Annotated in this window: 7 protein-coding genes; 2 read left to right on the top strand and 5 right to left on the bottom strand. The window is 71.0% G+C overall.

Going from position 1 to position 14,231, the window contains the following annotated elements; genetic code table 11:
• Positions 1–110: 110 nt before the first annotated feature.
• From WME83_RS24785 to WME83_RS24775, 3 genes are all read right to left on the bottom strand, one after another.
• On the bottom strand, positions 111–1,355 hold the full coding sequence (locus WME83_RS24785; RefSeq protein ID WP_437321751.1) for a flavin-dependent oxidoreductase: 1,245 nt from the start codon (positions 1,353–1,355) through the stop codon (positions 111–113).
• Between the two features lie 37 nt (positions 1,356–1,392).
• On the bottom strand, positions 1,393–2,592 hold the full coding sequence (locus WME83_RS24780; protein WP_437321750.1) for an MFS transporter: 1,200 nt from the start codon (positions 2,590–2,592) through the stop codon (positions 1,393–1,395).
• A 526-nt stretch (positions 2,593–3,118) separates the two neighbouring features.
• On the bottom strand, positions 3,119–5,200 hold the full coding sequence (locus WME83_RS24775) for a hypothetical protein (protein WP_437321749.1): 2,082 nt from the start codon (positions 5,198–5,200) through the stop codon (positions 3,119–3,121).
• A gap of 844 nt (positions 5,201–6,044) precedes the next feature.
• Between WME83_RS24775 and WME83_RS24770 the strand changes: the two genes are divergently transcribed.
• Entirely contained in the window at positions 6,045–6,695 is a 651-nt protein-coding gene (locus WME83_RS24770) for a hypothetical protein (RefSeq protein WP_437321748.1), read from the top strand.
• 90 nt (positions 6,696–6,785) lie between these two features.
• On the opposite strand, the gene WME83_RS24765 is transcribed toward WME83_RS24770, so the two are convergent.
• Complete coding sequence (locus WME83_RS24765) at positions 6,786–11,849, bottom strand: protein kinase domain-containing protein (protein ID WP_437321747.1); 5,064 nt, start codon at positions 11,847–11,849, stop codon at positions 6,786–6,788.
• 288 nt (positions 11,850–12,137) lie between these two features.
• On the opposite strand from WME83_RS24765, the gene WME83_RS24760 reads away from it, so the two are divergent.
• Complete coding sequence (locus tag WME83_RS24760; protein ID WP_437321746.1) at positions 12,138–13,052, top strand: SDR family oxidoreductase; 915 nt, start codon at positions 12,138–12,140, stop codon at positions 13,050–13,052.
• 223 nt (positions 13,053–13,275) lie between these two features.
• On the opposite strand, the gene WME83_RS24755 is transcribed toward WME83_RS24760, so the two are convergent.
• Entirely contained in the window at positions 13,276–14,175 is a 900-nt protein-coding gene (locus WME83_RS24755; RefSeq protein ID WP_437321745.1) for a class I SAM-dependent methyltransferase, read from the bottom strand.
• Between the last annotated feature and the right edge of the window lie 56 nt (positions 14,176–14,231).

The following is a 14,231-nucleotide window of genomic DNA, read 5'->3' as shown; positions in this document are numbered from 1 at the left end:
GCCGAAGGAGAGCGAGATAGAGACGGGACGAGCCTCGGCCTCATCGTCCGGAGCAGCCTCGGTGTTGGGAAGAGGCCAATCCGGCCTTCCTGGAGAGCGCTGCCGCTAGCTCACGCGGCGGGCTCCGAGGCGCGCTTCAGGCCGGTCAGCACCTTGTAGCGGGCGGCGATCGCCTCCAGCTCGCCGGGGGCGAAGACGTCCTCGATGCGGTCGAAGCCGTCCGGCGCGCGGTCCTGGGCGATCTGCATGCACTGCTCCGGGCCGTTGCCGCGATTGGCCGCGACGATGGCGGCGGTGGCGGGCAGGCGCGCGGCCTCGTAGGCGGCCAGCGCCTCCACCGGATCGGCGTGGGCGGCGAGCGCGCGGACCAGGGCGCGGGCGTCGAGGATGGCCTGGCTCGCCCCGTTGGAGCCGATCGGATACATGGGATGGGCGGCGTCGCCCAGCAGCGTCATGCGCCCATGGCTCCAGCGCGGCAGCGGGTCGCGGTCGACCAGCGGGAACTCGTAGATCGCCTCGGCGCCCCGGATCAGCCCGGGCACATCCAGCCAGTCGAAGCGCCACGATTCGAACCTGGGCAGGAAGTCGGCGGGATCGCCCCGCCGATTCCAGTCCTCCCGCCGCAAGCTCTCGGCGACGGCGAGCTCGGCGATCCAGTTGATCCTCTGGCGGCCGTCCGGCCCCGGCGGGGAGATGGGATAGGCGACGAACTTCTGGTCCTGATGCCCGGCCATGATCATGCTGGCACCGGTGAGGAAGGGCGCCGCCAGCGTGGTCGCCCGCCACAGGATGCGGCCGCCGTAGACCGGCGGCCCCTCGTCCGGATAGAGGCGGGCGCGCGCCGCCGAGTGGATGCCGTCGGCGCAGATCAGGAGGTCGGCGGTGACCTCCCGGGCCACGCCCTCGCGGTCGAGGAAGCGCGCCACGATGCGGTCTCCGCGGTCCTCGTGGTCCAGGAAGCGCCGGTCGCAGATCACCCGGTCCGGGCCCAGCCGCTCGACGGTGGCGTCGAACAGCACGCCCTGCAGGGCGCCGCGGTGCAGCGAGATCTGCGGCGCGGCGTGGCCCGCGAAGCGGCCGCGCGGCTCGCCCCAGATGCGCTGGCCGAAGCGGTTGAAATAGACAAGCTCCCGGGTCGCCACCCCCTGGGCCAGGAGGGGTTCGACAAGGCCCAGCTCGTGCAGCACCTCGCCGGCGTGGGGCAGGAGGTTGATGCCGACCCCGAGCGGCAGGAGGGTGGGCGCGGCCTCGAACACCGTCACCTCGTGGCCCGAGGCGTGGAGCGAAAGAGCCGCGGCCAGGCCGCCGATCCCGGCGCCCACGACGATCACCTGCATGAGATCCTCCGCAGACATGCGGCTCGACGCCGCCTCTCGTTGAAGCCGCCGCCCCTCAATCACCGGCGTAGCGGCCGCGGATGGTCATCAACGCCACCGCCATCCCGGCCGACAGCACCACCGGCACCATGGCCATGGCCACGCCGGCGGGGCCCCAGCCCTGTCCCAGCAGATGGCCGGCCACGAGCGGCCCGCCGATGGAACCCAGCCGGCCGGCGGCGATGGAGGCGCCCGTGGCCAGCCCGCGCGCCGGCGCCGGGTAATAGAGCGGGATGACGCCATAGAGCGAATATTGCGCGCCGAGCAGGAAGAAGCCGGCCAGGCCGGCCAGCGCGATCACCGGCAGCAGGGTGTCGGCCATCGCCAGCCCGAACAGCGACAGGCCCAGGGCGGGATAGGCCGCGATGATGGGAAGTCGCGGCCCGAGCCGGTCCACCAGCACGCCGATGGCCCAGCAGCCGACGACGCTGCCGACATTGAAGCCGAAGGCGGCGCCGGCGCCCCCCGACCCGCCCAGGCCCTTGGCCGCCACCAGCGACGGCAGCCAGTTCAGCAGCAGATACAGCACCAGCAGCGTCATGCCGAAGGTGAACCAGGCCAGCAGCGTGACCAGCAGCCGGCCATCGCCGAACAGCGCCTGCGCGCTGCCCGGCCGCTGCGCGCCGCCGGCCGCCGCCGCGCGGCTGTCGGGCATCAGCCACGCCATGACCGGCAGCAGCAGCAGCGGCAGCACGCCCCCGGCCAGGAAGATGCTGTGCCAGCCGAACCGACCCATGAGCCCCGCCGCGAACAGCGCCGCCAGCGCGCCGCCGACCGGCATGCCGCTGAACATCAGCGTGGTGGTGCGGGTCCGCCGGTCGGGCGGGGCGATCTCCAGGGCGACGGCCACCAGGCTGGGCATCGCCGCCCCCATGCCGACCCCGGCGAAGAACCGGAAGAGGCCCAGCGACAGCGGTCCACCCGCCACCAGGGTGGCCAGCGTGAACAGGCCGAAGACGCCGACGGCCGTCATCAGCAGCGGCTTGCGGCCCATGCGGTCGGCCATCCAGCCGCCGGCCAGCGCGCCGCAGACGAGCCCGGCCATGCCGGCCCCGAACACGACGCCGGCCTGCCCGGGCGTCAGGCCCAGGGCGGGGATCAGCAGGGGGGCGGCCACGCCGATGGCCTGGATGTCGAACCCTTCCAGCAAGGCGATCAGGAAGCACAGCGACAGCGTGACGGCGCCGCGCGGCGCGTGAGGGGGCGATGCGCCCATGGAGAAACCTCCCGTTTCCGTCTCAGTGCCCGGGGTTGTTGCAGCCGGCCGCAGCCTGCACAGCTGCGGTGACTCCGGCCCAGAAGATCCTGCTCTGGTCGACGCAGCGCCCGACGCAGCTCGAAGATCGCCGCCCTTCCTCGCATCACCCGGTGCAGGTGACTGCAACGACGTCGTACCCAAGTCCTCTGGATCGAGGCATAGGCATACTCGCCTATGCCTCGATGCGAGGCGTCACGCGCCTGTGGGAGGACTGGACAATTCGGGTGAGAGCCGAATTTTGTGGCGCTGTAATTGCGTATCGTCGTGCGCCCAGCGTCGCCGGCGAGCCGACCGCTCGGGGGCGAAGATTTGCCGGGCCGCAATCCTCTGCCCCAGGGCGGGGCGGATCGCGCGAGGTCGCGCGAGGTCGCGCGAGGTCGCGCGAGGTCGCGCGAGGTCGCGCGAGGTCGCGCGAGATCGGTCGCGCAAGGCAGGACGCGGGCGTCTTCGCGCCGGCGTCCTGCTCACGAGAGCGCGACGCGGATCAGTTCACGAACCGGATGTCGTCCATGTAGTAGGGGCCGGAGTTCGCGGTCACGTTGAAGATGAACTGCAGCTTCACGTCGCTCGGCGCCGCGTTGAGCGCCGTGACGGTGGCCGCCTGGAGCTGCTGCGGGAACGTGACCTCGTTGAACTCGCCCCGGGTGAGCCCGTTGAGCACGACGTTGCCGACCCACTGGTCGTAGATGCCGGCGGACGGGATCGAGATCATCACAATCAGGTCGCCCACCCAGCTCGGGTTCGGCTGTGCCTTCGACACGAAGAGAGAGAGCTTGATCTTGTTGCCCACCGGCGTGAGGCCCGAGGTGCTGAAGTTCGGGCTGAAGATCGTGTTGAACGAGCTCGGGGTCCGGACCTCCAGCGACGCGATGCCCTCCGTCACCCGGCCCGTGTGGGTCGCGAGCAGGGCCTGCGTCGACGTCCACGCGCCCGGCTTCTCGAACCCGAGGGTCGCGTTGTTGAGGAGGAAATGCTTCATCACCTTCTCGCGATACGGGAGGAACGTCTTGAGGACGGCATTGGAGAGGATGAAGCGCCGCGGACCGTTCGGGGCGTTCTCGTCGACCGGCGCCGTCTTCTCGGAGGTGTGGGTGAAGACCAGCGTCTTGGGGAACGCGCTCGACAGGCCCACGTCGAGGCTGCTGCTCGGGCTGTTGGTGGCGTCCACGGGCTCATGGCACCCCGCGCAGGCGAGGGACTGAGCGCGCCCGATGATCTGATCCACGGACAGGTTGGTGGGCGTGCCGGACAGGTCGCTGCCCATGGCGGTCAGCTTGTTCGCGATGTTGGTCCTCAGGGTCGACGTCCCGGTGCCGATCGCGTTCAGGTAGTTGTTCTGGAGGGGGATCATCAGGCTCTCGCCCGCGTTCATCGAGTTCGGCAGGGCCGACGGGTACGCGAAGCGGTTCACGTCGTCGGCCGCGGCGAGCCTCTCCACCATGTTCGGGAGGACGGTGCTCTGGAAGCTTACGACCCGCGAATCGCCCGAGATGCCGGGCGCGAAGAGCTTCGCGGACGGGTTGTCCTTCACGAACGACGGGATGACGTTGAGCGAGGGGCTGCTGCTGGTGCCGTGCGTGAGCCTGAACTCCCGGAGCACCCAGGCGTCGAACGCCTCCTGGAACAGGAGGAACTCATTCGTCCGGATCTGGCCGTTGTTCGGGCCCGCCGTGTGGCCGTAGTTGTCGATGTGGATGACGGGCCCGACGCCGGACGCGGGCAGGCCGTTGAAGTAGAAGGACTTCAGCTCAGCCGCGCGGGTCGCCACGGTCTTCGAGGGGTTCGACTGGTTCAGCCAGAACTCGACGATCGGGCGGCAGCCTTGCCGGCCGAGGCTGGGGCTCGGGTTGGGCAGCCGGCCCTCGAAGATGATGAAGCTGCGCCGAAAGGTCTGGTCGGGCCTGGCAGAGTCGAAGTCGGGGTGGCCCGACTTCCGCGCGAACACGATCCGGTACTCCCCGCAGTGGGCGCCGTCCGGAGGGGCGAGATCGAAGCGGTTCGCCAGCGTCGTCGCCATGTACGCGTTGTCGCCGGCCGTCGTGGAGAACGGATCGATGGCGGAGTCCTGTCCGATGGTCCGCGGGCAGCGGACCGGCCATCCGTTGATGGACCCCGTCGTGGGCGTGTCGCCGGGCTGCGGGGGAGGAAACACATCGTTCGGGTTGGCGGCCACGTCATTGCAATGCGAGACGGAGGGGTAAAGGCCGGGGGCTGTCCGGTGCGTGTCCATGAACCGCTGGAACAGCGTGAGGGGCGTGAGGCCCGGGACGCCCGACTGGGTGACCAGCTGCTGCAGGACGTCCTTCAGCGAGAACTGGGACACGATGTCGACTTCGGTGACGGTGAGCGACTTCAGGGGCTCGATCGGAAACGGCAGCGAGAGCGCCTCGGCGGCCTCGCCGAGGTCGACCTCCGCCGCGCCGAACAGCGCGCTGGGGTCGTCCAGGTCGCCGTCCCCCGGCCCGAAGTCCGAGCACGCAGCGGGCAGGAGGGCGAGCGCGGCCAGCGCGGCGTGCCGCGCCCTCCACCATGCCCCGGCGGAGCCAGGGACAGACCGCGAGCGCATCGAAATGCTCGAACTCGAACGCTTGGAAAGCATGAGACCTCCTGGAAACGACCTTGATGACGAGCCGCGCCCCCGGTGGGCGCGCGCTCGAAGACGGAGAGAGACGGAGTCCAGGCGAGCGCGGGAGAACACCGCACGTCGGCCTGATGAGCGGGTCAGCACGCCCGCCCTGGGCTGGTCGCGTGCCGCCGTCGCCCGCGCTGGTTGCAGCCCGGCCTTCGGGCTCCGCGGAGTCAACGCGCCTGCGATGCCCTGCTCGCGCGCCGTCGCGCACGCGGTGAGCCACGACCGAGCGCGACGGGAATATGAATGCTGTTTGCGTTCGGGGCAAGCATTACATTCTGTCGCGGGCTGATCCGTTCCTGGCTCGCGCGCTGCCGCGAGGTGCTTTGATCGGTGCACAAAATGGGTGACGCCGGCGCGGTTCGCCGCGCCGGCCCTGGCCGTGGACTCACCAGGCCGGATACGCCGCGCGCAATGCGAGAACCGAGCCAGCCATGGCGAGGGCGACCCTCGCGGACCTCGACCCGAGCCACGTCGAGGTCGCCGCGGCGACGCTGGTGACGCCTGCTGGCAAAGTTTGCCGCTCTGGCAAATCTTGCCATGGTGCGACGGCAGAGATTGCCATGCCGCCGCCGCGCCCCTCCGCCGCCGAGCAGGGCGGACGAGACGGCAGCGCGGCCCTACGACGCCCTCGATCCCGGGCTCGCGGCCAGGAGCGGACGTCCGGGGGAGGGGCCGTTGGGCCTGCGGTCGCGCGGCGGATCCGGGCCCTACGTTTGCTGGACGAGGGCACGCAGGGATTGCGTATCTCGCTCGCAGAGCAACACGCTAGGAGATGGTGATGAAACGTAGCATTCGGACCGGTTGGCTCCTGTCGATGATGGCCCTGTCCACGCTGGTGGCGTGCGGCGACGGCGCCGACGAGCCGACGAGCAGCGGCAGCACTGGCACCATCATGGGCGACGGCGGAAGCGGCGGGAGCGGCGGGAGCGGCGGCGGCGAAGCGGGAGAGCCGAGCGGTGTGCAGGCGTGCGTCGCTATTTGTGAGCAGCACAAGATGTACGGCTGCGATCCGCCGGACCTGGACTGCGACGGGTCCTGTCGCATCACCATCGGGTTGACCGGCACCGCGTGCGATGACGAGATGGCCGCGATGTACTCGTGCGAGCTGCCCGAGGCGCCCTCGTGCAAGGATGGGCTGCCCGCCGAGTGCGGCGACGAGCACGACGCGGCGTTCGCGTGCATCGAGGCCAGCGGGTGCTGGGGGCTGGATTGCACCTACCCGAACGGCCTGGATGGCAACGAGTGCACGTGTGCGTCCACGTGCCTCGGCAAGGAGCACGAGGTCGACTGCGGCCCGTCCGCCGACGGCACGACGAGGTGCGCGTGCCTCGTCGATGGGGTCGAGGTCGGGACGTGCGAAGGCGCTGTGAAGGAGGTGTGCCACCTGAAAGAGGGCTGTTGCAACGAGTTCTTCAACATCCCTCGATGACCCGCCTCCGCCCGCCGGCGCGCCTCCCTGCCGCGCTCTCGCCGCCGCGTTCGCCCTCAAGCGACTCGGCGCCACGCCCCCGGCCGCCCCTCACCGCGCGCGCGCGCCGAGGGGCGCGCCGCGGCTCCCCACGCGCTGCAGGGCGTAGGCGATGCCGCTCTGGAGCGTCCCTTGCGTGACCACCGAGCCGAGGTCGATCTGCAGGGCGGTCAGCGTCTGGGCGACGTCGGGGCGGATGCCCGTGATCACCGCCTGCGCCCCGAGCAGCCGGAGGGCGACGGCGGTGTTCATCAGCGTGCTCGCGACGTCGGTGTCGACCGTCCTCACGCCGGTGATGTCGATGATCACGACCTCGGCGCCGGTCGACTCGACCCCCTGGAGCGCCGTGCTCAGGACCTGTTGCGCCCGCTGGCTGTCCATCATCCCGATGAGCGGCATGACCATGATGCGGTCGGTGATCGGGATGATGGGCGTGGAGAGCTCCGCCAGGCGGGCGTTCTGCACGCGGATGATCTCCTCCTGGAGCTCGGCGCGGGCGTGCTCGCTCCGCTCCCGCTCGGAGAACTCGACCCGGAGCCGCTCCTCGGCGCGGTGCAGCGCCTCCGTGCGCTTGTGCAGGTGCGCGTACAGCACCGCGTTCTCCACCGCGGTCGCCGCCTGCGCCAGGAGGAGCTTCGAGAGCTCCAGCCGGGCCGACGTGAACACGTTGGTGGCCGTGCTGTTCTCCAGGTAGAGCACGCCGGTCGTGCGCCCCTGGTGCACCATCGCCAGGCAGAGGATCGATTTCGGATCGTTCGCGGCGACGTAGGCGTCCGCGGCGAAGCGAGGCTCCTGGCTCGCGTCCGCGAGGACCACCGGCAGCCGCGTCCGCGCGACGTACTGCACGATCGACGACGGGACCTCGGCGCTGCCCTCGACCGGGACCGGGTGACCCACCCGCGCCGTGTTCGGATCCACCGTGATGGTCGCCTCGATCACCAGCTGCTGCTCGCGCTCCAGGACGAGGACCCCCTTCTTCGCCCCGGCGTTCTGGATCGCGATGTCGAGCAGCCGGTGGACCACGCTGTCGAGGACGACCTCGCCGGCGATGGCCTGGGCGGCCCGGATGACCGCCTCGACGTCGAGCACGCTCGTGCTGAGCCGCGTTGTCGAGGTGGTCTGGACCGTGGTCCGGGCGAGCTCGAGCATGCCCGGCGGCGCCGACGTGAGATCGACCCTCGTCACGAGGTGCGGCGCCTCGGCCGCCAGGCGGTCCGCCTTGGCGGTCGCCCCCCACTGCATGTAACCGTGGTGGGCGTCGGTCATGTAGGCGCGGGCGCACCGCGTGAGGCCGCTCCCCCGGTAGAACCGCGCGGCGAGCTCGCTCGCGATCGCCTGGTCGCGCGTGAACCCGGCCTCCTCGGCGCCCTCGATCGCCCGGTCGTAGAGCAGCGCCGCTTCGTGGCGGTCGTCGCCCGAGATACGCGCGAGCTCCGCCGAGACGAGGAGGTGCTTGTGCCCGTAGGTGCTGGGGCAGCGCTCGGCCCAGCGGGCGAGCTTCTCCCGCTGCGCCGCGATCGCCGCGACGATCCGCTCCCTCTCCGGGGCCGCCGCCCCGTCGCACGCGGCGGCGAGGCTCAGGCACGAAGAGAAGACGAGCTCGGTCGCCCAGAAGTTGTTTGCGCTGCCGGCGGTCATCTTCTCCACGGCGGCCATCAGCGCGCGCGCGGCCCCGTGGTCGCCGTAGAGAACCGCCAGCTGGATCTTCTGCACATGATACCAGGCGGCCACGTAGGTGAGCTCCGGGACCGAGATGGCGCTGGCGAAGGCGGCCTCGTCGAAGGCGCCGTCGCTCAGCGTGTGCGCCCCGTCGGTGCGCCCCGCGAGGTTCGCGACGACCTGCTTGGCGCACGTGAGGATGAGCGTCGTGAGCCTGTCGTTGGTCCGCCGCATCAGCGCGAGATCCTGCTCGATCTCCTCGGCCACCGCGCCGAGATCGTCGCCGAGCCCCAGGCTCGCCGAGACCATGTGGATGCAGCAATAGGACGAGTACGCCAGATCTCCGGACTCCAGGCCGGCCTGCCGGGAGCGGGCGAGGACCTTGATCGTGTCCCGGAGCGGCTCGAAGAAATGGAGGATGGACGCGTAGGTCGTGAGCAGCATGCACGCGATGCGCGGGCTCGGGATCCGCTCGTGCAGCTCGATACCGACCTTGGCGAACTCGTACGCTTCCTTGAACCGGTCCTCCGTGGTCCTCGGCGCGAAGACGCCGTCGATGAGGAGCACCGCGTAGAGCACGTACGCGTACGCCGAGGTGCTCGCGTGGCCGTGCTCCATCGCGAGGTTGATCTGCATGATGAGCGTGAGCGGGCCGAGGACCGGCAGGCCGAGCGCGGAGGCGGGCTGCGTCAGGTCGGCGAGGAGGCGGAGGACGGCCTGCTTCTCCGGATCGGCGGCGGTGGGCAGCCCCAGGAGATCGGCGATCGGGCGGCCCGCGAGGTGGGCCTGCATCGCCTCGAGCTCCCTGCCGAGCCGCGCGCTTTGCTCCTCGGCCCCCCTCGGGACGTCGACCCCGAGCAGCGCGAGGGCCTCGAGGCCGCGCGCCACGACGTCGGAGAGCTCGCCGCGCATCAGGTGGAACGACATGCGCAGGTTGAGGACCTGCGCGCGGTCGAGCCGCGTCCTCGCGCGCTCGAGGAGCTCGCCGAACAGCCGCTCGCCGTCGTCGAACTTGCCGGTCAGGCACAGGCACTCCGCGAGCCCGAGGGTCAGCGCGAAGGTGAGCTCGGGCTGCTCGTCCCAGCGCCCCGGGCCGAGCGCCGTGGTCCCGGCCTCGAAGTAGCTCGCGGCCGCCTCGTACGCCGCGCCGACCTTGGCCTTCCTGCCCGCCTCGAGGTTCAGGCGCGCGAGCGCGACGCGCTCTTCCGGCGCCGTGATCCGCGCCATGCCGAGGTTCATGTGGGTCGCGATCTCGAAGAGCTTGCCCTCGGCGTCCCCGGGGTCGCCCTGCGCGCGCAGGAGCCGGCCGATCTGGAGGTGGACCTCCTGCTTGCGGGCGTCGTCGAGGAGCCGGTAGGCCGCCTGCTGCACGCGGTCGTGCAAGAACCGGTAGGCGGCGTCGACCGAGAGCTCCGGCTCGTCCGCCTCGCCGGCCATCGCGCCGCTCACGGCCGCGTCGAAGAACCTCGAGTCCGCGCCGACGGCGAGGATCAAGCCCTCGCGGAGCGCCGCCGAGAGCTCGCCGGCGACGGCGCTGCGCGGCTTGCCGGCCACGGTCGCGAGCGTCTTCAGGTCGAAGCGGTAGCCGATGCACGCGGCGAGCGTCAGGACGCGCTGCGCGCGCTCGTCGAGCTCCCGGAGCCTGCCGGCCATGAAGTCGACGACGTTGTCCGTGACCTTCCTCTCCTGGATGCGCGGCAGATCCCACGTCCACGCGCGCCGGGCCGGGTCGAAGGCGATGAGCCCCTCGGCGTGGAGCGCCCTCATGAACTGGTTCATGAAGAACGGGTTGCCGTGGGTCTTGCTCACGACATGGCGCGCGAGCGGCTCGGCCCGCGCCGGATCGCAGGAGAGGGCGTCGGCGAGGAGCCGCGTCACCACGGGGAGGTCGAGCGGCCCGAGGTCGATCTCCCCGACGCTCACCCCGGCCTTGCGCAGCTCCGCGAGGGTGATCGAGAAGAGGTGGCTCTCGTCGACCTCGTTCTGCCGGTACGCGCCGATCACGAGCAGGTGCTTGATCTCCGGCGCGGTCAAGATCTGCTCGAGGAGCTTCAGCGACGCCGGATCCGCCCATTGCAGGTCGTCGAGGAAGACGACGAGCGGGTGCTCCTGGGCGGGGATGGCGCTGCAGAATTTTGTGAAGGCGAGGTGGAAGCGCGCCTGCGCCTCGGTCGGGCCGAGCGGCTCGACGACGGGCTGGGGGCCGAGGATGAGCTCGAGCTCGGGGATGAGGTCGATGAGGAGCGGCGCGTTGTGCCCGACGGCGGTCGCGATCTTCTCCGTCCAGCGCCCGAGCGCCTCGGCGGGCTCGGTCAAGAGGGCGCGGACGAGCTCCCGGAAGACGTGGGCCACGGCCGCGTAGGGCACGGTCCGGTTGATCTGGTCGAACTTGCCGGCGACGACGTATCCCTTGCCTTGCGCGACGGATTTCTGGATCTCGCCGACGAGGAGCGACTTGCCGATGCCGGCGTGGCCGGACACGAGCAGGAGCTCGCGCGCGCCCTGGTGGATGCGCCGCCACGCGCCTTCGAGGACGGCGAGCTCCGCCTCGCGGCCGTAGATCGTCTGCGGGATCCGGAGCTCGTCCACGTAATCGTGGCGCCCCAGCTCGAACGGCTCGATCCGCGGCCCCGCGTCGAGCTGCGCGAGGCACGCCGCGAGGTCCATCCTGAGCCCGTAGGCGCTCTGGTACCGATCGTCGGGGCTCTTCGCCAGGAGCTTCATGATGATGTCGGACACCGGGCGCGGTACGTCGGGCGAGATCTGCGCCGGCGGCGGCGGGAGCCTGGCGATGTGGCAGTGCACGAGCTCCAGGAGATCCTTCGTCGGGAAGGGGAGCCTGCCTGTCACCATCTCGTAGAGGGTGACCCCCAGGGAATAGAGGTCCGTGCGCAGGTCGATGACGCGGTTCATCCGCCCGGTCTGCTCCGGCGACATGTACGCCAGGGTGCCCTCGAAGGCGGCGGGGCTCTTCGAGCGCTGCGCCTCCTGGGAGAGGCGCGTGGCGCTGCCGAAATCCATGATCTTGGCGCTCCACGTGGGCGCGTCGACCATGATGTTCTGCGGTTTGATGTCCATGTGGACGACGCCGCCGCGATGGACGGATTCCAGCGTGCTCGCAACGGAGATCGCGATCCGGAGCGCGTCGTGGAGGGTCAGGGAGCGCGCGCCGATGAGCTCATGGAGCGTGCAGCCTCCGGCGTCTTCCATGATGAGCGCGAGGCTCGCCCCGATCTTCACGACGCCGAGGACCTTCACGACGCCGGGCAGGGCGAGCTCCTTGGCGATGGCGTACTCGTAGCGGAGCCTCGCGACGTCGGCCGGGGCGGGGCGATCGTTCCTGAGGCGCTTGACCGCGACGGGGGCGCGGTCGTCGTTGCGGTATCCCCGGTACACGGTCGACGCGGCAGATTCGTGGATGAGGCCCGTGAGCGTGTAGCCGGGGATACCTATCATGAATTACTTGTAGAGCGCTTCTCTGCGCTGCATCAAGCGGCACCGCGCGATCCGCCGAGGTACCACGTGGTGGATAAACGTGGCACCGATGGGCGGGTGTCGTGAGGGCGGCTGGGCGCGCGTGTGATCAGCTGTCGAGTGGGATGTCGGGGGCCGCGCGTCCGGGACGCCGCGTCGCGGCCTTCGCGACGCCGGCCTTCGCGGCGTCCCGGAATACCTGACACAAGGTGTCATGATTTGCGTGCGACGGTCGCTCGCGTCGGCAAGCAAGGAAGGAGACGACGGAGCATGAGCGGAGCACTTCAGGGCAAGGTGGCGCTCGTCGCGGGCGCGACGCGCGGGGCGGGCAGGGGGATCGCGGTCGCGCTGGGCGCGGCGGGGGCGACCGTGTACGCCACGGGCCGCACCACGCGCGCGCAGCGCTCGGAGATGGATCGACCGGAGACCATCGAGGAGACCGCCGAGCAGGTCACCCGGGCCGGGGGCCAGGGGATCGCGGCGCAGGTGGATCACCTGGAGCGCGAGCAGGTCCGCGAGCTCGTCGCGCGCATCGAGCGGGAGCACGGCCGGCTCGACGTGCTGGTCAACGACATCTGGGGCGGCGAGCTCCTGTTCGCGTGGAACTCGCCGCTCTGGGAGCACTCGCTGGACAACGGAATGCGGCTGCTGCGGCTGGCCATCGACACCCACATCATCACGAGCTTCTACGCCCTTCCGCTGCTCATCAAGAGGCCGGGCGGGCTGGTCGTCGAGATCACGGACGGCACGGCCGACTACAATGCAGGGCACTACCGCGTCTCCTTCTTCTACGACCTCGCCAAGACCGCGGTCCTCCGCATGGCGTTCGCCCAGGCCGAGGAGCTGCGGGCCCACCGCTGCACGGCCGTCGCGCTGACGCCGGGGTGGCTGCGCTCGGAGATCATGCTGGAGCATTTCGGGGTCACCGAGGAGAGCTGGCGAGACGCGCTCGCGAAGGAGCCTCATTTCGCGATCTCGGAGACCCCCGCGTACGTCGGTCGGGCGGTGGCGGCGCTCGCGGGCGATCCGGAGGTGGCCCGGTGGTCCGGGCAGTCCCTGTCGAGCGGCCAGCTCGCGCGGGTCTATGGCTTCACGGATGTGGACGGCAGCCAACCCGACGCGTGGCGGTACCTCGTCGAGGTCCAGGACGCCGGCAAGCCGTCCGATGTGACCGGGTATCGCTAGCACCCGACGCTCCCTCACGATCTTTGTCTGTCGGAACACGCTCCCGGTTGTGCCGTTCGCGCGGCGACATTCGAAGAGAGAAATTGAACCACGGAGGCACAGAGGACACAGAGGAGAGAGAAAGAGAGGAGCTCTTTTCCTCTTCTTCTCTGTGCTCTCTGTGCCTCTGTGGCGTTGAAATCTCTCTTGTCCTCGCCAGCAGGGCGCCGATGCGCTGCTCGCGTCAGCGCGCCGCGCCGGCACTGGCGCGCCGGCCCACGACGATGTACTGCTCGGGCAGGTCCTCCGGGGCGATCTCGGGCGAGAGGCCCCCGGCGCGGAGCTCGGCGGCGACGGTCTCGGCGGGGATGCGGTGGTCCTTCGGGGGGCCGTGGCTCGCGGCCTCGGTGAAGTCGACGACGACCACGGCGCCGTCCGGACGGAGCGCGGCCTTCAGCTTCGCCGCGTAGGCGGGGCGATCGGGGATGTGATGCCAGGTGTCGACCACGAGGATGCGGTCGACCGAGCCGGGCTCGAGCCCGGGATCGTCGGGGCGGACCTGCCGCGCGGTGACGTTGGCGAGGCGCTCGCGCGCGGCGCGCTCCGTCATGTAGCGGACCATGTCCTGCTCGATGTCCAGGCCGACGACCGCGCCGGCCGGCCCGACCGCGCGGGAGAGGTGGGGCAGGAAGTAGCCGGTGCCGGCCCCGAGATCCGCGACCCGCATGCCCGGGGTGATCCGCATGGCGGCGACGACCTCCGCCGGCTTTTGCCAGGCGTCGCGCTCGGGTCCCTCGAACGCGGGCACCCAGTCCTCGGCGCGCTCGAAGCGGTGCACGAGCGGCCCAGGGCCGTGGCCGTGGCCGTGGCCGTGGCCGTGCCCAGGGCCGTGGCCGGCGTGATGGCCGTGCCCAGGGCCGTGGCCGTGCCCAGGGCCGTGGCCCGCGTGCGCCGCGCCTTGCTGGCCCTGCGACGGGGCGTGATCCGCGTGCGCGGCCTGCGCGCCGCTCGCGGCATCGCGCTGCCCGCCGCTCGCCGGCGCGGCGGCGTCGGGCGTGGCGCTGCAGCTGCTGAGGAGGGCGGGGAGGGCGGCGAGCGCGGCGACGGCGGCGCAGGTGGCGGCGAGGCGAGGGCGGCGGTGCATCCGCGCTCCCTACCACGAACGCGGCGCGCCGGTCCCAGGGGCCCGCCGCGCGCGCG

The organism is Sorangium sp. So ce385 (genome assembly GCF_051474135.1).
GTDB classification, from domain to species: Bacteria; Myxococcota_A; Polyangia; order Polyangiales; family Polyangiaceae; genus Sorangium; species Sorangium cellulosum_D.
Note: the sequence above shows the minus strand (reverse complement) of the source record. Positions and strands in the feature narration are given on the sequence as shown.